Here is a 20834-nt window from a genome sequence, read left to right on the forward strand (position 1 = left end):
CTGAAAGCTCAGACTATCTATTTTAATGTGTCAACAAATTATCATTGCTCTGCCTTAACTTGCTTTAGGAAAGCTTCAGTTTGTCTAGGCGAAGTCAGGCGAATAAATTGAATATGCTGATAGGCTGGGTTTTGCATGAGGTCGAAATATTTCTTACGGTTTTTTAGGATAGCATTTGATTAACCAGACAAAAATTGATTCCTTAGACAACATCAATTTTAAACTTTCCCGATTATTTGAATTTTCCCACAAATTTTTTCGGCTGATGACACGTCCCCAAGTGCGTTTAGTCAGACGTTATAGATTGATGTGAAATGGATAATCCAGCCAAATCACGGTATCCCCCTGTTGCATAATCATCGGAACGGTACGGGTATAAAGACCATCCAATACCTAACCCGCTGTGGCATGCTTCATCGCTGTTTTTAGTTTGGAGAATAAGGCTTCATTTGATGATTCCTGCCAATCATCCAGCCAGAGTAAATCATCCAGTTCGATATAGTGTAATTGTCGTTTTTGTGCCAGTTTTCGGGCAAGTGTAGACTTACCACAGCCTGTAGTGCCAATAATATTAATGAATTTCATCTGAAATGCTTGCTTCAGTTATGATGGGCCAGTTTACTGATGAAGCCGTTTTTCTGGCAAGTGACCAATTGGCGAAAAACATCAAGCTTGCCAACGTTTATCATCATTGCACTGCCACTTAAATTGAGTACACTCGAAGCACAATGATTTTAATTTAAGGCAATACAAGGAACAGCTATGAGCGAGGCCTATATTATTGATGCCATTCGCACACCACGCGGAAAAGGAAAAAAAGACGGCTCATTACATGAAGTAAAACCAATTACTTTACTCACAACATTATTGAATGAATTACAACAACGCCATCAACTCGACACATCTAAAGTTGATGATATCGTTCTCGGTTGTGTGACACCGATTGGTGATCAAGGTGGCGATATTGCCAAAACTGCTGCGATTGCTGCAGGTTGGAATGATGATGTTGCAGGCGTACAAATCAACCGTTTCTGTGCTTCTGGTTTAGAAGCGGTGAACTTGGCAGCACAAAAAGTTCGTTCAGGTTGGGAAGATGTTGTGGTTGCTGGCGGTGTGGAATCAATGTCACGCATTCCAATGGGTTCTGATGGTGGTCCGTGGGCACTTGATCCTGAAACCAACTTGAAGTCCTCCTTTGTTCCACAAGGTGTGGGTGCTGACCTGATTGCGACTTTAGATGGTTATAGCCGTGCAGGTGTGGATGCTTTTGCAGTTGGTTCACAACAAAAGGCTGCTGCCGCTCAGGCAAATGGTCATTTTGATAAATCAGTTGTGCCTGTGAAAGATCATGCAGGTGTAACAATCTTAGAAAAAGATGAATTTATCAAAGGCAATACTACCGTTGAGGGCTTGGCAAAACTGAACGCCAGCTTTGAAATGATGGGACAAATGGGCTTCGATGCAGTTGCATTACAGAAATATCCTGAAGCACAAAAAATTAACCATGTGCATCATGCAGGCAACTCATCAGGCATCGTAGATGGCGCTGCGGTAGTGTTATTGGCTTCTGAGAAAGCAGTTAAAGAGCAAGGCTTAAAACCTCGTGCCAAGGTGCTTGCAACTGCATTAGTCGGTACAGATCCAACCATTATGTTGACTGGTCCTGCTCCTGCTGCTCGCAAAGCACTGCAAAAGGCAGGCTTAAGCATTGATGACATCGACCTGTTTGAAGTGAATGAAGCCTTTGCTGCCGTGGTAATGCGCTTTATCAACGAACTGAATGTTCCTGCCGAAAAAGTCAATGTCAACGGTGGTGCGATTGCGATGGGTCATCCATTGGGTGCAACAGGTGCCATGATTTTAGGTACATTGCTGGATGAATTAGAGCGTCAAGGTAAAAAACGCGGTCTAGCAACATTATGTGTCGGTGGTGGAATGGGGATTGCCACCATCATTGAGTTGGTATAAAAACTGGCTGCATTGATCTTGCCACGTTGGAAACACTTTCAAAAATGCTCATTTACAGCTCGTAAACTGCGCTTTTTTCAAATATTTCCGCCTCGCAAGCTCTGCTTCGCCAGCGTTTTTAAGAAATAAATTTAGGACGATGATGTATGAGCGCTATTAAATACGAAAAAAACGCTGACAATATTGTAATTCTTATACTTGATTCATCTGGTCAGTCTGCCAATACCATGAATGCAGAGTTCCGTGATGCTTTAGATGAAGTCAGTCAAAAGCTGAAAGCTGAAACTGACCTGAAAGGTATTATTTTCCGCTCAGCCAAGAAAACATTCTTTGCAGGCGGCGATCTGGATGAACTGATTCAGGTTAAACCCGAACATGCCACTGAATTTTTCAAGATGATTGAAAAACTCAAAGGTGACTTACGCACAATCGAAACTTTAGGTGTGCCTGTTGTTGCAGCTTTAAACGGCACTGCGCTTGGTGGCGGCTGGGAAATCGCTTTAGGTTGTCATTATCGTATTGCCATCAATGATCCAAAAACTAAATTTGGTTTACCAGAAGTAACTTTAGGTCTACTTCCTGGTGGCGGTGGTATCGTGCGTATGGTGCGTCTGCTCGGCTTACAAAATGCATTTCCATTCTTGATGGAAGGCAAGCAGTTTGGCGTGGACAAGGCAAAATCGCTTGGTTTGGTGCATGACACCGCTGAGAATGAACAAGAGTTGTTGGACAAAGCAATTGCATGGGTCAAAGCCAATCCGCCCTCTACAAAAGCAGCACAGCAACCATTTGATGTGAAAGGCTACAAGATTCCAGGGGGTGATCCAAAAACTCCTGCGGTGGCTCAGGTATTGGCGATTGCACCAGCGATGCTGCGTGATAAAACCAAAGGGTGTTACCCAGCGCCTGAAGCCATCATGGCTGCGGCTGTTGAGGGTGCACAGGTGGATGTTGATACAGCTTTGCGTATCGAATCACGCTACTTCACCCAGCTTACCGTAGGTCAGATTTCCAAGAACATGATCGGTACGTTCTGGCATGGTCTAAATGCGATCAAGTCAGGTGCAAGCCGCCCTACGGATGTTGCAAAATGGCAAGTGAAGAAAGTCGGTGTTTTAGGTGCAGGTATGATGGGTGCAGGGATTGCCTACTCAACCGCAATCAAAGGCATTGCTGTGGTATTGAAAGATGTGTCAGTAGAAAATGCAGAGAAAGGCAAAGCTTACTCGCAAAAGTTACTTGATAAACGTGTTTCACAAGGTCGTATGACAGCAGAAAAACGTGATCAAGTGTTAGCGCTTATTACTGCTAGCGCTGATGCAGCTGATCTACAAGGCTGCGACCTGATCATTGAAGCTGTTTTTGAGAATCAGGAACTCAAAGCCAAAGTGACTCAAGAAGCTGAACAATATTTAGCGGAAGGAGGAATCTTTGCATCGAATACGTCTACCTTACCAATCACAGGTCTAGCCACAGCAAGTAAAGATACCAAAAACTTTATTGGCCTACACTTCTTTAGTCCAGTCGACAAGATGCAGTTGGTTGAAATTATCAAGGGCAAAGAGACTTCGGCTGAAACTTTGGCTAAAGCCTATGACTTTGTACAGCAAATTGCCAAGACACCAATCGTGGTGAACGATAGTCGTGGCTTCTTTACCAGCCGTGTGTTTGGTACATTCATTCAGGAAGGTATGCGCCTACTTGCTGAAGGCGTGCATCCAGCCAGGATTGAAATGGCGGCACTCAAGGCAGGTATGCCTGTAGGTCCTCTTGCAATTCAGGATGAAGTTTCTTTAACCCTGACTGAACACGTTGCAAGCGAAACCCGCAAAGCGCTACAGGCTGAGGGCAAAGACTTGCCAAAAACCCCTGTAGATGAAGTGGTTCACACCATGATTCACGAGCTGAATCGTAAAGGTAAGGCAGCGGGTGCAGGCTTCTATGAATATCCTGAAAATGGTAAAAAACATTTATGGGATGGACTCAGCCGCTGGACTAAAGACCATGATATTTCCGAACAAGATATGATTGATCGTTTCTTGTTTGTTCAGGCACTCGATACTTTACGCTGCTATGAAGAGAATGTTCTGGAATCGGTGATTGATGCCAATGTCGGCTCGATTTTCGGAATCGGTTTCGCACCGTGGACAGGAGGCGCAATCCAGTTCCTAAACCAGAATGGCATTGAGAAATCTCTCCAGCGTTCAGAACAATTGGCGGCTCAATATGGTGAGCGTTTTAATCCACCGCAGTTATTGAAAGACAAGGCACAGAAGAAAGAAATTATTCAATAATTTTTTCATTCTCTTCACTTTAGACTCATATCAGTTTCTTTAACTGGTATGAGTTTTTTTGTATTTATTGATAGAAAATCGAATTACGTCTAATCCATCACAAATTGTGCTATAAATATACCAATTCTGCTTTACTTTTTGTCCTTTGGAAATTTGTCTTATGTCTGAGAAATTATGTCCTGAAACCTCGCCGTGGGGTTGGAAAGCACTGATCATCACTTGCATTTTAAGCTTTATCTTTATGGTGATTTTTTATTTAGCCATAAATAATGAGCCTGACTATATGCCAATGAATCAAAAAAAAGCAGCGGCAGCAGCTGAAATGTCACAGTCTTCCATGACCACTGAGACAGGCAATACTGAAACACATCAGCACCACGAATGATTGAATTGGGCTAGCATACCTAAAATTTGATACCAGAAATTATAGAGTTTAAGTTCAATCCATTAATCTATGACACTTATGGTATAAGTGGCATCATCATTTCAATATGGGGAATGCCACATTCATCATACGGATCGCCTTGCGTGACAAAACCAAGTTTTTCATAAAATGAAATGGCATGAACCTGTGATGACAGTTTGAGGAATGGACGATGTTGCTGTTGTGCATAGCGAATAATATCCAACATAATCATTCGTCCAATGCCCTGCCCCCGATATTTTTGGATGACCGCCACGCGCCCAACACTATTGTTTTGCAATAGACGCGCTGTGGCTATAGCTTGATCACGATCATAAACCACAAAATGCTGTGAAATGGCATCCTGATCATCCCACTCATCCTGTTCAGGAATATTTTGTTCAACAATAAACACCAATTCCCGAATCAGTCTGGCATCTTGCTGCAATTGATCCCAATCGCCATTTTCAACGCTTAACATACCGATCTCAACACGCCTAACACTTGCAACCCAGATTTTCGACTGGCATTTGATCCTGCAACAATAATTCCAGAGATTGTTTTTCAATGCCATACATGGCTTTTAAGGCCTGAATCTGCTGCATGATGTTTGGGTCAGGCTGTTGAATATCCTTGCGTTTGGTTGCCAGAATCATCTTGTTTTTGCTGGTATGTTCCAATGCCACAAATTCAAATACCTTGGTTTCATAACCATAGGTCTTGAGCAATAAGGCCCGTAGGGTATCGGTCAGCATTTCTGCCTGCTGGCCTGCATGAATCCCAAACTGGAGCATGGGTTGCAATACTTCTGGACTCTTGAGTTGCGGCCTTAATTCTTTATGGCAACACGGCGCACACATAATCATGGAAGCATTTAAGCGAATTCCTGTATGGATGGCAAAGTCAGTTGCAATGTCACAGGCATGCAGGGCAATCATCAGGTCCAGCTTTGCGGGTTGATAACTGCGTACATCCCCCTCAAAAAAATCAAGATGGTTAAATCCAACCTGATCAGCTACATTCTGGCAGAACTCCACCAGATTGGAACGCAGTTCAACACCAGTAATCAGTGGTGTTTTATGTTGTGCCAACAAATAGTCATACAAGGCAAAGGTTAAATAGCCCTTACCTGAACCAAAATCGACAATGTTCAACTCTTGCTGTGAGGCATCAATCTGTTCATAGGCATTGGAAAAGATTTCAATGAACTTATTAATCTGTTTCCACTTACGCGCCATGCTCGGAATGATCTGCCCTTTTTCATCGGTAATGCCCAGATGCATTAAAAATGAGCTGTGCTGATCAACATAACGCTGCTTTTCACGGTTATGCTGATGCTGTTCCACTTTTGCTGATGAAGCCTGTTTTTTCTGGATATTCAGCATGGCTTTCTTTTTATTTTTTTTCAGTTGAATATCCTGATTGAGTGTAAATAAATTTGCCTGTTTAGACAGGTTCAATAGCTCAGCAATTTTCTCCAGCCCCTCAGCAATTGCATAGTTTTTGGTGATGTCTTGAGTGGTGTGGTGATACAGGCAAGACAAGGTTGGCTGCCCCTGCAACTCAATCATGCGAAACGTCATCTTTTCCAGATCTGCCAGTTCACCTTTGTACTGACTAAGAACAAGTCGTTCAAAGCTTTTATTTTCAATAGATTGCTGGATATCCAAGAAAAACTGCTGTTCCTGTTCAAAAGAAAATTTCGGCGCAAACATAGTGAAAACCTGACAAATGGAAACTAAATTCTAAAGCGTCTTACTTTAAAAGGGAAATTGCATTACGATACAGTTGTATTTTTATTCAGATGAGCTATGAATGGCTTCAACCTCCCCACTCGATTATGATCCACAGGAAGAACTGATCAATGCCTATAGTCATGGCCTGGGTGCTGTACTGGCATTGATTGCTACCATTTTTCTGATTGTGAAAGGCTATGGTTTACCTTTGGGACAATGGATCAGCTTATGGGTCTATGGGCTGAGTCTGGTGTTATTGCTCAGCAGTTCCATGCTGTATCACTTTGCTCAGGACGAACGTAAACGTTATTGGTATAAAAAACTTGATCATACTGCTATTTATTATTTAATCGCAGGGACTTACACCCCCTTTCTCAGCATTGCCATTCCAACGGCAAAGGCACACCACCTACTGATTGCTCTCTGGGTCATTGCATTGATTGGAACATTGTTTAAGCTGGTGTTTATTCACCGTTTCCAGAGAGTGTCCCTGGCAGCCTATCTGGTGATGGGCTGGTTGGCGGTTTTGGTGATGGATGACATGCAGCGCTATCTTTCCAAGGATGCAATACAGCTCCTGATTGCAGGTGGACTGGCCTATACGGTCGGCACATTGTTTTATGCTTTAAAAAATGTAAGATATACCCACACAATTTGGCATGTTTTTGTGCTATTAGGGGCAGGTTTACACTTTTTAGCGATCTATTGCTATGTATTATAAATCCATGCATCGCAGGCAGCTTGCTGGGTAAATTCCGCATTCAAAAGAAATTTCAGGACAGGTTTTACTGTTTCCTGAATAAATCACATTAAGGTTTTGTATGTCGTCAGACGCTACGACTGTCACCACTGAAGTGGCCAGTAATTCAAAGGTACGGGTATTATTTGCCAGTCTGGTGGGTACTACGATTGAGTTTTTCGACTTTTATATCTATGCCACAGCGGCAGTCCTGATTTTCCCCCATTTATTTTTTCCAGAAAGCAGTGATGGTGCTGCGGTACTCAAATCACTGGCAACCTTTGCCATCGCTTTTATTGCCCGCCCGATTGGTGCGGCGATTTTTGGACATCTGGGTGACCGAATTGGACGTAAAGCCACACTGGTTGCCGCCCTACTCACCATGGGAATTTCCACTGTCTGTATTGGTCTACTGCCGACCTATGCCCAGATTGGCATTGTTGCCCCTTTACTCCTTGCCTTATGTCGTTTAGGACAAGGTTTAGGCTTGGGTGGTGAATGGAGTGGTGCGGTTTTACTTGCCACTGAAAATGCTCCAGAGGGTAAACGTGCATGGTATGGCATGTTCCCACAGCTTGGCGCACCGATTGGCTTTATTCTGGCAACAGGTTCATTCCTCCTGCTGAATGCCTTTATGTCGGAACAGGCCTTTATGACATGGGGCTGGCGGATTCCATTTATCTCCAGTGCAATTCTGGTGTTGGTCGGTTTGTATATTCGTTTAAAACTGCATGAAACCCCTGCTTTCCAGAAAGTGTTGAATAAGCAGAAAGAGGTCAATGTCCCTTTCAAGGAAGTTATGACCAAGCATTTCCCCATGTTGGTACTGGGCACCATTGCCGCAATCTGTACCTTTGTGGTGTTCTATCTCACCACCGTGTTTGCGTTGAACTGGGGAACCTCCAAGCTGGGTTATGCACGCGGTGATTTTCTTGGCTTGCAGTTGATCGCCACGCTATGCTTTGCAGCATTTATTCCGCTGTCTGCGATTTTTGCAGAGAAGTTTGGCCGCAAAAATACCTCGATTGCTGTCTGCGTACTTTCAGCACTGTTCGGATTATGCTTTGCGCCACTACTGGGTTCAGGCAACCCAATACTGGTGTTCCTGTTCCTCTGTATTGGCCTTTCCATCATGGGATTGACTTATGGCCCGATTGGCACGGTACTTTCTGAAATTTTCCCAACCTCAGTGCGCTATACAGGTTCAGCTTTGACATTCAATTTGGCAGGTATTTTTGGTGCGTCTTTTGCGCCTTATATCGCCACCAAACTAGCGGAAAATTATGGTCTTGGTGCTGTTGGTTTATATCTAAGTTTGGCATCCATTCTCTCTTTAATCGCGTTTTTACTGATTCGTGAAACCAAGCATGATGATGTAAATAACCAGATTTAAACCTCATTTTCCAGATGATCCAAAAATAAAAAAACCTGGATCATCTGGAATACCATTTATCGGGCAATACCCAAGCCCTCCCCGTTAAATAGATCACAACATTTTCCAAAATATTTTTTATGGTAAAATTACCGCTTCCATTTTTTTAGACGATTGTGTTATGTACGCAGTGATTATCGTTGCCGTATTTTTGCTCAGCTTCTTATATACCTATTATCGTGGTAAAGAACGCTTAAAAGCCTCTAGACAATTATTTGATCACTCCACGTTTTTGGCACCCGTCAATATGTTTATGACTGGCTTCTCAAAGCTCCCAAATCAACCATTCTTTGATGTGGCACAGTTCCCAGAGCTCAAGCCATTGCAGGATAACTGGCAGGTGATTCGTGAGGAAGCCATTCAACTCCAAAGCCAGATTAAGGCGGCGGAAAAAAATAATGATGCGGGTTTTAACACATTCTTTAAACGTGGCTGGAAACGTTTCTACTTAAAATGGTATCAGGACAGCCACCCATCGGCGCAGCAACTTTGTCCTAAAACAGTGGCATTACTGGAAAGTATTCCCTCTGTCAAAGCTGCCATGTTTACTGAGCTACCATCAGGAAGTTATTTAGGCAAACACCGCGACCCTTATGCAGGTTCAGTTCGTTATCATTTAGGTTTAGTCACACCAAATAGCGATGATTGCTTCATTGAGGTCGATCAGCAACGTTATAGCTGGAGAGATGGTGAAGCCACCGTTTTTGATGAAACCTATGTGCATTGGGCGCATAACCAGACTGATCAAACCCGTATTATCCTGTTCTGTGACATCGAACGTCCGATGAAATGGGGCTGGGCACAACGTTTCAACCACTGGTTTGGACGCAATGTCATGTCTGCGGCAAGCTCGCCCAATGATGATCAGGACAAGACTGGCTTTATCAACCGCATCTTTAAATACGGCTATGCGGTACACCATTATGGTCGTGGCTTAAAGCAACGTAACCGTCGTCTATACTATGTATCTAAATGGCTGCTGTTTGGCATGATTATCGGGCTCATCTTGCTGCCAAGCTTTTTATAATAAAGTTTCAACTAATAAAAAAGAGATGTCATCGCATCTCTTTTTTATTGCAAAATCAATCGTTATTGATTTGTTTGAGCTGTTTGGGCACTGGTGGTTTGCGCTGCCATATCTGCCGCCTGAACAGCTGCCTCACCAATTAGGGCAATCTTGGCTTTTTCCTGACTCTTGGCAGACAAAGCAGGATTTGATGCCACGATGCGGTTGATATTGGCAGAGTTTGCAGGCGCAATCGCCGCAGTTTGTAAAACGATTGGACGATTGCCTGTATCACCCAAGGTATAACGAATTCCTGTGCGTGGGCTGATAATGGTGGTGACCTCACGCTTTACCTGTGCCTCTGCTGTGGTGTTGCCCTGTGCGGCAAGTACCTTGTCCACAGTGGTTGTTTGTGGTGCATCTTCCGCAACTGCAAAACCAGATACTGCCACACTTGCCAAAATCAAAAATTTTAATGTTTTTTTCATTGCTTTCCCGCTTTTCATACACATTCAATCAAGAATATTAATCCCAATAATCTAACTATAAAGCCAGTTGTGACTCAAGTTACTTCTCGTAAAAAAAAAGCAGGACTTAAGTCCTGCTCTTCATAACAGCTAAAAATCAGCCTAAAACTAGATTTTACCGTGACATTGCTTATATTTTAAACCAGAACCACATGGACATGGTGCGTTACGGCTTTCTGGAACTTCGAACTGGGCATTTGCCAATGAACGGTCTGGTTCTTCAGAAATGGTCACTTCGCCTGTTAAGCCATCAACATCATCATGTTCAAAAGAAAGACGCATTGATTCGGCCTGACGCTGCTGTTGAGCCTCTAACTCAGCCAGTTCTTCAGCGGTCGGTACATGGACACGGGATAAATCAGTGACTACGTCAGACTTGATAATAGCCAGCATATTCACAAACAGGTTGAATGCCTCTTTCTTGTATTCCTGCTCAGGGTTTTTCTGTGCATAGCCACGTAAATGGATACCCTGACGCAAGTAGTCCATCGCCGCCAGGTGATCTTTCCAGTGACGATCCAGTGAGTTCAGCATAAAGTGACGCTCAAGCATCGCCGCCGACTCATCACCCATCTGTTCACGGCGCTGACGGTAACGGCTGATCACCTCATCAGAGATACGCTCAATCAACCCCTCTTCATCCAGACGACGGTCTTGGTCCAGCCATTGCTGTACAGGAAGCTCAATGCTTAAATCGGTACGCAGGGCATTTTCCAGGCCAGCTATGTCCCACTGGTCATGAATCGACTCTGGTGGAATAAAGTTCGCAATCAGGCCTTTCACCACTTCATGGTGCATTTCCTCAATGTAGGCCTGTAGTGTGCTTTCCGCCAGAATCTCATCACGCTGCGAATAGATAATCTTACGCTGTTCATTATTGACATCATCATACTTCAACAGGTTCTTACGAATATCGAAGTTACGTGCCTCAACCTTGCGCTGTGCATTTTCAATGGAACGGCTCACCATCTTGTGCTCAATGGCTTCATTTTCCTGTAAGCCCATTGCACGCATCATCGCCACCACACGATCACCAGCGAAGATACGCATCAGGTCATCTTCAAGCGACAGATAGAAACGCGACACACCAGGGTCACCCTGACGGCCCGCACGACCACGTAGCTGGTTATCAATACGGCGTGATTCATGACGTTCAGAACCAATGATGTGCAGACCACCCGATGCCAGAACATCTTCATGGTCTTTTTCCCACTGTGCCTGCAAACGTGCTTCATCTTCAGGGGTTGGGTTTTCAATTTTCGCCAGCTTGGCTTTCCAGTTACCGCCGAGCAAGATATCCGTACCACGACCCGCCATGTTGGTGGCAATGGTCACCGCATTTGGACTACCCGCCTGTGCAATAATATCTGCTTCACGTTCGTGCTGTTTGGCGTTCAATACTTCATGGTGAATCCCAGCCTGCAACAGTTTGGCAGACAGGATTTCACTGGCCTCAATGGTGGCTGTACCAATCAGGATTGGCGCAACACCCTGCTGACGGATATTGGTGATTTCCTCAATAATGGCACTGTATTTACCATTACGGTTTAAATAAATCAGGTCATTGTGGTCCTGGCGCACCATTGGACGGTGTGTTGGAATAATCACCACATCCAGACCATAGATTTCTTTCATTTCCGCTGCTTCAGTATCGGCAGTACCCGTCATCCCTGAAAGCTTTTTATACAGACGGAAATAGTTCTGGAATGTTGTGGTTGCCAGCGTCTGGTTCTCAGGCTGGATTTCCATGTTCTCTTTGGCTTCAACTGCTTGGTGCAAACCCTCAGACCAACGACGGCCAGGCATGGTACGGCCCGTGCTCTCATCCACAATGATGACTTCTTCTTTTTGTGACTGTGGATTAATGCCAATGATGTAATGCACATTCTTTTGATAAAGGTAATGGGCACGAATCGCCGCAGTCACATGGTGAACCAGATTCAGGTTGGCTGCTGAATACAGGCTTTCACCTTCAGCCAGCAGCCCCATACGAATCAATTCCTGTTCAACGGTTTCATAACCGATTTCAGTCATTTCAACTGAACGCTGTTTTTCATCAACCCAGAAATGTCCACCATCAGCCACTTTTTCTTCTTTCTGTGGACGTAGTTGCGGAGGAATACTGTTGATCAACTGGTACAGATGGGAAGAGTCTTCACTCTGCCCTGAAATGATCAACGGCGTACGTGCCTCATCAATCAGGATTGAATCCACTTCGTCAATGATGGCATAGCTGAGACCCCGTTGTTTTTTCTCTTGCAGAGAAAACACCATGTTGTCACGAAGATAGTCGAAACCAAATTCGTTGTTGGTCCCGTAGGTAATGTCTGAATTATAGGCCTGTGCCTTTTCGGCAGGCATTTGCATGGAGTAAATTACCCCAATGCTTAAACCTAAAAATTCGAATAAAGGACGGTTTAACTCAGCATCACGTTGTGCCAAGTAGTCGTTCACGGTAATGACGTGAACACCCTGACCACTCAAGGCATTGAGGTAACAGGCCAGTGTACCCATCAGGGTTTTACCTTCACCTGTACGCATTTCGGCAATCTTGCCTTCGTGCAGGGTGATACCACCAATCAACTGCACATCATAATGGCGCATGCCCATGACACGCTTTGCCGCCTCACGGCACACCGCAAAGGCTTCAGGCAATAATTTATCTAAACTTTCACCGTTCTGAAAACGTTGTTTGAATTCTGGAGTTTTTGCAGAGAGGTCTGCATCGCCAAGAGCAGATATCGTCGGTTCCAGCGCATTGATTTGTTCAACAATTTTACGCATGCGTTTGAGCTCACGCTCATTTTTTGTACCGAAGATACCTCCGATCAGACTTGCCAACATGAATAAACTCTCTAATCCTGTTTGTTATAGGGTTTGTCGTAAAGATCAACAAACTCTAGGTCGGTTAATTTTTTCTTGGTTGTTATTATGGAGCCAGAAATAAGAACTACAAGTGCTTTGCATCCAAACAGGTAAAAAAATCTGCGAGGCGATTCTGACAGGCATAACCAAAGAGCGTTAATGTAGCAAATTTGCATTTAAGTTACATCGATTTGCCTATGAAATTCTGATCATTTTTTTATCCTCAACACCTCGCCTATATATGAAAAACTTATAATCAAATAAAAAAACAATGATTTGATTCATATATAAATTGGCGCATAGTAAGAAGACACAGCATCAGATAAGCAGAATGAGGAGACCAAGAATGAGCTTACGTTTAGGTGATATAGCCCCAAATTTCCAACAAGAATCAAGCGAGGGCATTATTGATTTTTATGAGTTTCTAGGGGATGACTGGGGAATCCTGTTTTCACACCCAGCAGACTACACACCTGTCTGTACTACTGAGTTGGGTTATACCGCCAAGCTGAAAGATGAGTTTGCAAAACGTGGCGTCAGGGCAATTGCACTGTCTGTGGATGATGTTGAATCACATAAGGGCTGGATTCAGGACATTAACGAGACCCAGAACACTACAGTGAATTTCCCGATTATTGCAGATAAAGACCGCAAGGTGTCTGAGCTTTATGGTTTTATCCATCCAAATGCCAGCGAAACCTTAACGGTACGTTCCCTGGTGATTATTGACCCGAACAAGAAAGTTCGCCTGATCATCACCTACCCTGCCTCAACAGGTCGCAACTTTAATGAAGTGTTGCGTGTGGTGGATTCACTGCAACTGACTGACAAGCATAAAGTGGCAACACCTGCCAATTGGCAACAGGGTGAGGATGTGGTGATTGTGCCATCCCTGAAAGATGAAGAGGAAATCAAGCAACGCTTTCCTAAAGGTTATACAGCAGTGAAACCTTATTTAAGACTGACACCACAGCCTGAGTAGGGTGGGATGGCAATCCCACCGTTTGATGAGGTACTATTTTTAAATCTCATGATTTCTTTATCGGGACGATTACCATCGTCCCCTACTTGGTATTTTCCAATCAATAGGCTATAAGAATAATTCAACTCCAAACACAACAAAAATCACCATGATCTACAATATCCATCATCTCACTTGTGGCAGCTTCTGCCCTGTTTGCGCCCCTATGTTTGGACAAAAAGGCTGGAAAGCCCATTTAGTCTGCCACTGTCTACTGGTTGAGACTGATCGGGGGCTGGTCCTGATTGATACAGGTTTGGGTACACAAGATTATTTACATACTCAACAACGTCTAGGCTCATTGCTGACCAAATTCGGCGCGATTGTGCCCGATATTCATTTGAGTGCTTTCCACCAGATTCAACGGCTTGGTTATAGTCTGGATGATGTAAAACACATTTTTGTTTCACATCTTGACTTTGACCATGCAGGCGGAATTTCGGATTTTCCAAATGCAACCGTGCATGTATTGGCATCTGAATTTAATGCCACTCAATCTTTATCACTCAAAGGGAAAAATCGTTACAAAACAGAACAGTTTAAATATCACCGTTACTGGAACTTTGCTGAACAGGCTGATGGTGAAGCATGGTTTAATCTGCAAAAAGTCAAGGGATTACCTTTATTTCAGGATGAAATCCTGATGGTTCCCCTGATCGGTCATACGCTTGGACATAGTGCGATTGCAGTCAAAAAACAGGATGGCTGGATTTTATTCTGTGGAGATGCCTATTTTTCCCATTTGGAACTCAACCCTAAAAACAGGTTAAGAGCATTGGACTTTACAGAACGATTACTGGCTGAGGATAACCAACAACGTTTACACAATCTGAAGCACTTACAATATCTGGCTCAACATGAACCGAGTATTGAGTTAATTTGTTCACATGACCCAGTTGAATTCAATCGTTACCAATAATATGCATAAGATACTGATTACTATTACTTTCATATCATCCCTAAGCTTAGGTGGTTGTATGAAACATTCAAGTCTGGAGGAGCATCAAAGGCCCCAGCATTGGGGAGCACTGATTTCAGATACACATAATTTTTACCAGATCAGTCCTGATGTTTTTCGCAGTGAACAACCCAGCAACCAGTTAATCCCTTTCCTGAAAAAACATCAAATTGGCACTGTCCTCAACCTGCGCGCAAGAAATGAAGATGCCAAGGTTTTAAGAGATCAGCCTTTTAATCTGGTACACATTCCAATCAATACTTGGGCAATCAATCGTAAAGACTTGTTAGAAGCAATGCGTGTTATTCAAACTGCTAAACAACAAAACCAGAAAATCTTAGTGCATTGCTATCATGGTTCTGACCGCACAGGCGCGACCATTGCCATGTATCGAATTATTTTTGAGCATTGGGCAATTGAAGATGCGGTTAAAGAAATGAAACAAGGAGGATACGGCTATCATATCATTTGGAAAAATATTGACCATCTTTTCACCCCTGAAAATGTAAAATGGATTCAACAACAACTTTCAAATCCAGCACCTATTTAGATTACGAGATGCACTTTAGATTAAATCCAATTTTTAGAGAGATAGATGTTGGGGGTGTAAGATTTGTTTCTTTAATTTTGGATTTTATGCATTTTTTATTGGGCTTTAAAAAACCTAATTTTATAAGTTGAATGGTAAGCTAAGAAATACGAACTAACTTGAAGAATTGGCAAAAACAGAGTTACTAAGTAATAGTTTAAAAACTTCAGAATCACCACCATCGCTATCCGTGACCAATAAAAATACCTCACCATCAGATGTCGACTCTAGCCATGTAATTCCTTCTACTTTAATAGCAAGAGTTTGTTCTTTCGAATCCTGAATCAAATGTGTATATAAAATTTTACCCTCTGGTGAGAAAATTAAAATAAAACTGCCTAGCACTGCGCCATCATCATAAGTATTTAATGTTTGCTCAACCGCAGCGGTGGCGATAATTAGATTTTTCTCCACCAGAAAATAAGCATCAGAAATACCACTTGCTGCCCCTTCAAGCTCTGGTAATGTCAGATTAAATGAATTTTTCAGCGAACTTTCTAATGATTTTCCATTTTGAAGTTTTATTAAATCAAAGACTAAAACACCATGAAAACGATTAATATTGCCACGTTGAAAGATGTATAAATTGTTTTGATCTGAACAAACTGCTTCTATATTGAGATCAGCGCCACCAGTCAACGCCAAACAATGTTCTAAAAAATCATAATCCGAGGTATCAAGTAAAACATGAACCTGATTATTAACTGGATTATACAATAATGCTTTTTTTCGATTTTCTGTAGAACCTGAACCCATCACTAGTAACTGAGGTTGTCCATCGAAGCGAATACAGCTAAGCGCTTCAAAGTCTGGTTTAGTTTTTTTACTAAACATCCTCAGAGTCGTATATTCAGAATGTTCAAATAATGGAATTTTTTCAAAATTAGTCGCACGATTGATGTTATTTTTTCGATCGGTTTTGAGTAAGTACCCCACATCATCTCCAACCAAGTAGAGATCATCTCCCACACAAGCCGCGCCAGAAAGCGCACTAACACTCGAATCCTCTGAAAATATAAAGTGTTCTAATATCTTAAACCCGCTACTCATATTGTACTCACTGCCCGCAGAAATAGAACACTTGTAACAAGGTCAAAACCAGACGCTTTCCAGCTTTGATCTAGTCGTTTATCTTTTGTTATCGCTGATCAAGTGGAACCCAATCAATCACCCACGCTGATTTCATATTTAAACTTTCATCAGAGGTAATTTTTTTACGTGCGGCATCAGCAGTCTCACGATCTTTGGATGGCCCCACCATAATCCGAATTCCCTTGGAAGTCGGGCTGGTGGTGACTTTATAACCTTTGGCGCGCAACTTGGACACCACTGTATCGGCGTTGGCCTGGTTTGCCGCCAACGCCACCTGTACCATCCAGTTTTTGTCACCATTTTCCAGAAGCTGACGGGCTTTTTCAGCCTCAGCCTTTTTCTTGGCATCTTCCTCAGTTTTACGTTTCTTTTCTTCAGCCGCTGCTTTCTTCTCTGCTTCAGCCTTGCGCTTGTCTTCCTCAGCTTTTTTATCCGCTTCAGCCTTGCGTTTTTCTTCAGCCGCTGCTTTCTTCTCTACTTCAGCTTTACGCTTATCTTCAGCTACTTTCCTGGCATCGTCCTCAGCTTTACGTTTCTTTTCTTCGATCGCTTTCTTGTCGGCCTCAGCCTTACGCTTGTCTTCCTCAGCTTTCTTATCTGCTTCCGCCTTACGCTTGTCTTCAGCTAGCTTCTTTTCAGCGTCAGTTTTCTGCTGCTCTACTTTCTGCTGTTCGGCTTTCTTCTTTTCTTCCAGCTTACGTTTTTCTTCAGCAAATCGTTGAGCCTTAGCCTGGTCGTCCTCAACCAGTTCTGGTGGAATATTATCTGAACTTTCCTGCGCCGCAGTTCTACGGGCATTGATTGCAGCGTACTCTTCAGCAGCTTTACGTGCAGCCGCAGCCTCAGCCCCCTGCTGCATTTTCAGGAACTCGGCAGCACGGGCCTCCTGTTCAGCAACCGCCTTTTCACGTGCACGTTTCTGTTCATCCAGCAAACGTTTTTCAGTTTCAACATCCACGGCCAGAGGCTGCAAGGAGACCATCTCCCCCTCCTGCGCTGGCTGGGCTATTTTAGGCTGGGTTTCGGTTTTGGGAATAGGGTGAGTAACTGTAGTCTGGGTCTTATCCTGCTCTATTTCTTCATTACCCTTGAAAAGTAATGCTGCCAACAAAACACCCCCTCCAAGTAGAACAACGCCACCCATCCAGCGTTGCTTGTTATTCATTGACATTGTTCTAAATACTCCCAGATCGCTTCCAAGGTATGAAACGAACCACAGACTAAAATTAGCTGATTGTTATGACATTGTTTCAGCACAGTTTCAAATGCTTGCTGGATACTGCCAAACTCATGGACCTGCTGGCCCTGCAATGCCTCATGCAACTGTCGCATTGCTGCGGCCCTCGGCACATCTAAAGTAGCAATAAACCAGTCTTTTACTGTTGTTTTTAGTAAATCGGTGACAGACGCGATGTCCTTATCTGCCAGCATCGAAAATACTGCGACAACTTCTGTGTACTGTTTATTGTATTTTAAGAATTTTCGCAACTGATTCAATAAAAATTCGACACCGTGTGGGTTATGTCCTGCATCAAAAATAACGGTTTTATCCTGTATCTGGCGAATTTCAAAACGCCCCTGCAAACGTGCCTGCTGAATACCTGTTGCAATGGCCTGCTGTGAAATTTCAATCCCACTCACCAGTACCGCGGCCACGGCAGTGGAGATGTTGTCCAAGGCCAACTGTCCCACGGGAAGCTTTAAGGTTGTGCCAGACGATGCAAATGACCAGCTCTGTCCATCATTATTCAGTTGATAGAAATAATCCCGATTCAGTGTATACAGGCTGGCGTTTGTCTCATCCACCTTATGTTGAATGGCCTGTGGAAGTTGCTGTTGCCCTGCAAAAACAACGGGAATGTCTGGACGGATAATACCCGCCTTTTCAAAGGCAATTTTTTCAATGGTATCACCCAGCCAGTCCACATGATCCAGGCCAATATTGGTGATCACCGCTATATCAGGGTCAATCACGTTGACCACATCAAGGCGACCACCCAGCCCAACCTCAAGCACCCAGACATCACATTGCTGCTGCTTAAAAATAACAAAGGCCGCCAATGTGGTGGCTTCAAAGAAAGAAAGACTTAGACCACACTCACGACGCGCCTGATCAACACACACAAAGGCATCAACCAAACGCTGGTCATCCACCTCATGACCCGCCAGCTTTACCCGTTCATTAAAACGATAAATATGGGGTGACTGATATAACCCGACTTTGTAGCCCTGTGCATTTAGAATCGCTGCCAGCGTGGTTGTGGTTGAGCCTTTGCCATTGGTGCCCGCAACTGTAAACACCTTGGCTTTTGGCTGCATCACGCCCAGCCTTTCAGCAATGGGAATCACCCGCTCCAGCCCTAAATCAATGCCTGTAACATGAACATGGCCCCAATAATCGAGCCATGTTGTGAGTGTATCTGTTGAATGGGGAGCGTCTAGTTTCAAGGTAAGTTCATCAGTTTAGCCACTAGTCTATATACAGTATCACGTAACGCATGACGATGAACAATCTGATCGACCACACCATGATCAAGCAGATATTCCGCACGCTGGAATGGCTCTTCCAGTTTTTCACGTACCGTTTGCTCAATCACCCGTTTACCCGCGAAACCAATCATGGCTTTCGGTTCAGCCAGATGAACATCCCCCAGCATTGCCAAGGAAGCGGTTACACCCCCATAAACTGGATGGGTCAATACCACCAGATAAGGCACGCGTGCTTCTTTCATTTTCTGAATTGCCGCAGAAGTACGTGCCATTTGCATCAGAGACAGCATGCCTTCCTGCATACGTGCGCCGCCTGAAGCCGCAAAACACACCAAAGGCTGGTGTAGCTGAATTGCTCGTTCAGCTGCCTGTACAAAGCGGTCGCCGACCACAGTACCCATTGAACCGCCCATGAAGTCAAACTCAAAGGCGCATGCCACCAAATTCAGGCCTTTGAGCGAGCCCTGCATCACCACCAGTGCTTCTGATTCACCTGTTTTATCCTGCGCCTCACGCATACGTTCTGGATAAGGCTTGCTATCCACAAACTTTAGCGGGTCTTTGGCACTAAATTCCTGACCAAGCTCTGAGTTGACCTGATCGAAGAACCAGGTCAGGCGATCACGTGCTTTCATACGCAAATGTTCATCGCATTGCGGACACACATAGGCGTTGAATGACATGGCTGTACGCGTCACCAAGGCATGACATTCAGGACATTCAATGGTTGGCTCGGTAAAAGTTGACTTAAAGGTCTGCTGTTCATCCGCAACCTGAATCCCTGGCACTTGACGTTCCGTCCAGGGTGTTGTGGGACTAAGCACTTTCCCTGTTGCTGATTCTGGACTCAATCGTTCTTGACTCATACTAACTCATCGAGCGCGGCTCGAAGCTCCTTCACTTTATTCACCGTCTGTTGCACAGCCTCATCCGCTGGCAATGTCGCAAAAGATTTAACGAAAGCACTTCCCACAATCACGGCATCGGCAACCTGTCCCATCGCTTTTGCAGACGCTGCATCACTGATTCCGAAACCGACACCGACTGGTACACTGGTCTTAGACTTGATTTTTGCAATACGTGCTGCTGCTTCAGCAGTATCCAGTGTTGCCGCACCAGTCACACCTTTTAGTGACACGTAGTAAACAAAGCCACTTGCCTGATTGACCACATGCTGAATACGCTGATCAGTTGAGGTTGGCGCAAGCAGGAAAATCTGATCCATTCCATTTTTTTTAAGAACTTCACCTAATTGCTGAGATGCTTCAGGTGGCAAATCCACCAGCAGTACGCCATCCACACCACAGTCCTTCGCATAGGCAACGAACTTTTCATAGCCAATCACCTCAACGGGGTTTAAATATCCCATCAACACCACTGGCGTGCTTTGATCCTGCTCACGAAAGGCCTTGACCATATCCAGTGCATTAAGGGTATTGGTTCCACCTGCCAGAGCACGCTCAGCAGCTAAGGCAATTACAGGGCCATCCGCCATTGGGTCTGAGAACGGCAGCCCCAGCTCAATGACATCAACGCCCGCCTCAACCATCTGATGCAGCAATGGAACGGTTACTTGTGGATGCGGGTCACCTGCCATAACATAAGAAACAAGCGCTTTACGTTGCTGAGATTTAAGCTGTTCAAAACGAGTGGCAAGACGTGACATGGGATTATGCTTTCCTTGATTTATATAAATTGAGGAGTTGTTTGTAGT

At 44.1% G+C, this 20834-nt stretch carries 18 protein-coding genes and 1 pseudogene; 9 read left to right on the forward strand and 10 right to left on the reverse strand.

Going from position 1 to position 20834, the window contains the following annotated elements; genetic code table 11:
- Window positions 1-41: 41 nt before the first annotated feature.
- A pseudogene (locus F988_RS15485) lies at window positions 42-585 on the reverse strand (AAA family ATPase).
- Between the two features lie 177 nt (window positions 586-762).
- Here F988_RS15485 and F988_RS11150 point away from each other — a divergent pair.
- The 3 genes from F988_RS11150 to F988_RS11160 all read left to right on the forward strand — a co-directional run bounded on the left by F988_RS11150 (window position 763) and on the right by F988_RS11160 (window position 4647).
- Entirely contained in the window at window positions 763-1968 is a 1206-nt protein-coding gene (locus tag F988_RS11150) for an acetyl-CoA C-acetyltransferase (protein WP_004683064.1), read from the forward strand.
- A 146-nt stretch (window positions 1969-2114) separates the two neighbouring features.
- Window positions 2115-4262 (forward strand): 3-hydroxyacyl-CoA dehydrogenase NAD-binding domain-containing protein, encoded by a 2148-nt coding sequence (locus F988_RS11155; RefSeq protein WP_004683066.1) that lies wholly within the window; start codon window positions 2115-2117, stop codon window positions 4260-4262.
- Between the two features lie 160 nt (window positions 4263-4422).
- Window positions 4423-4647, forward strand: a complete 225-nt coding sequence (locus tag F988_RS11160; protein ID WP_004683067.1) for a hypothetical protein — start codon at window positions 4423-4425, stop codon at window positions 4645-4647.
- A 76-nt stretch (window positions 4648-4723) separates the two neighbouring features.
- Here F988_RS11160 and F988_RS11165 read toward each other — a convergent pair whose 3' ends face one another.
- Together F988_RS11165 and F988_RS11170 are read right to left on the reverse strand one after the other, a co-directional pair.
- Window positions 4724-5146: a GNAT family N-acetyltransferase gene (locus F988_RS11165; protein ID WP_004683069.1), complete on the reverse strand. Its 423-nt coding sequence runs from the start codon at window positions 5144-5146 to the stop codon at window positions 4724-4726.
- Window positions 5147-5162: 16 nt separating this feature from the next.
- A complete protein-coding gene (locus F988_RS11170; RefSeq protein ID WP_004683071.1) occupies window positions 5163-6380 on the reverse strand; it encodes a class I SAM-dependent methyltransferase in 1218 nt (405 codons plus the stop codon).
- Between the two features lie 100 nt (window positions 6381-6480).
- On the opposite strand from F988_RS11170, the gene trhA reads away from it, so the two are divergent.
- The 3 genes from trhA (at window position 6481) to lpxO (ending at window position 9599) form a co-directional block, all read left to right on the forward strand.
- A complete protein-coding gene (gene trhA / locus F988_RS11175; RefSeq protein WP_004683073.1) occupies window positions 6481-7122 on the forward strand; it encodes a PAQR family membrane homeostasis protein TrhA in 642 nt (213 codons plus the stop codon).
- A 100-nt stretch (window positions 7123-7222) separates the two neighbouring features.
- Complete coding sequence (locus tag F988_RS11180; protein ID WP_004683074.1) at window positions 7223-8533, forward strand: MFS transporter; 1311 nt, start codon at window positions 7223-7225, stop codon at window positions 8531-8533.
- A gap of 160 nt (window positions 8534-8693) precedes the next feature.
- Window positions 8694-9599: a lipid A hydroxylase LpxO gene (gene lpxO / locus F988_RS11185; RefSeq protein WP_004683077.1), complete on the forward strand. Its 906-nt coding sequence runs from the start codon at window positions 8694-8696 to the stop codon at window positions 9597-9599.
- Between the two features lie 62 nt (window positions 9600-9661).
- Here the strand turns inward: lpxO and F988_RS11190 are convergent, their stop codons facing one another.
- Window positions 9662-10066, reverse strand: coding sequence for a hypothetical protein (locus F988_RS11190; RefSeq protein ID WP_004683078.1), 405 nt, complete (start codon window positions 10064-10066; stop codon window positions 9662-9664).
- Between the two features lie 147 nt (window positions 10067-10213).
- Window positions 10214-12949, reverse strand: coding sequence for a preprotein translocase subunit SecA (gene secA, locus F988_RS11195; RefSeq protein ID WP_004683081.1), 2736 nt, complete (start codon window positions 12947-12949; stop codon window positions 10214-10216).
- A gap of 367 nt (window positions 12950-13316) precedes the next feature.
- Here secA and F988_RS11200 point away from each other — a divergent pair, with 367 nt between their 5' ends.
- From F988_RS11200 to F988_RS11210, 3 genes are all read left to right on the forward strand, one after another.
- The gene (locus tag F988_RS11200) at window positions 13317-13952 is read left to right on the forward strand and encodes a peroxiredoxin (RefSeq protein WP_004675621.1); all 636 of its coding nucleotides are present in this window, start codon (window positions 13317-13319) and stop codon (window positions 13950-13952) included.
- A gap of 148 nt (window positions 13953-14100) precedes the next feature.
- Window positions 14101-14910: an MBL fold metallo-hydrolase gene (locus F988_RS11205; RefSeq protein WP_004675620.1), complete on the forward strand. Its 810-nt coding sequence runs from the start codon at window positions 14101-14103 to the stop codon at window positions 14908-14910.
- 1 nt (window position 14911) lies between these two features.
- Complete coding sequence (locus tag F988_RS11210; RefSeq protein ID WP_171055706.1) at window positions 14912-15499, forward strand: dual specificity protein phosphatase family protein; 588 nt, start codon at window positions 14912-14914, stop codon at window positions 15497-15499.
- A gap of 153 nt (window positions 15500-15652) precedes the next feature.
- Here the strand turns inward: F988_RS11210 and F988_RS11215 are convergent, their stop codons facing one another.
- From F988_RS11215 to trpA, 5 genes are all read right to left on the reverse strand, one after another.
- Window positions 15653-16588 (reverse strand): DUF6929 family protein, encoded by a 936-nt coding sequence (locus tag F988_RS11215; RefSeq protein ID WP_004675615.1) that lies wholly within the window; start codon window positions 16586-16588, stop codon window positions 15653-15655.
- An 88-nt stretch (window positions 16589-16676) separates the two neighbouring features.
- Window positions 16677-17801 (reverse strand): SPOR domain-containing protein, encoded by a 1125-nt coding sequence (locus F988_RS11220; protein WP_004683084.1) that lies wholly within the window; start codon window positions 17799-17801, stop codon window positions 16677-16679.
- Window positions 17792-19078, reverse strand: a complete 1287-nt coding sequence (gene folC / locus F988_RS11225; protein WP_004683085.1) for a bifunctional tetrahydrofolate synthase/dihydrofolate synthase — start codon at window positions 19076-19078, stop codon at window positions 17792-17794. The genes F988_RS11220 and folC overlap by 10 nt, the downstream gene beginning before the upstream one ends.
- Entirely contained in the window at window positions 19075-19986 is a 912-nt protein-coding gene (accD, locus tag F988_RS11230; protein WP_004683086.1) for an acetyl-CoA carboxylase, carboxyltransferase subunit beta, read from the reverse strand. Before accD ends, folC begins: the two co-directional genes overlap by 4 nt.
- Entirely contained in the window at window positions 19983-20786 is an 804-nt protein-coding gene (gene trpA / locus F988_RS11235; RefSeq protein WP_004683088.1) for a tryptophan synthase subunit alpha, read from the reverse strand. Before trpA ends, accD begins: the two co-directional genes overlap by 4 nt.
- Window positions 20787-20834: the final 48 nt, after the last annotated feature.

It is taken from the genome of Acinetobacter parvus DSM 16617 = CIP 108168 (genome assembly GCF_000368025.1).
Classification (GTDB): Bacteria; Pseudomonadota; Gammaproteobacteria; order Pseudomonadales; family Moraxellaceae; genus Acinetobacter; species Acinetobacter parvus.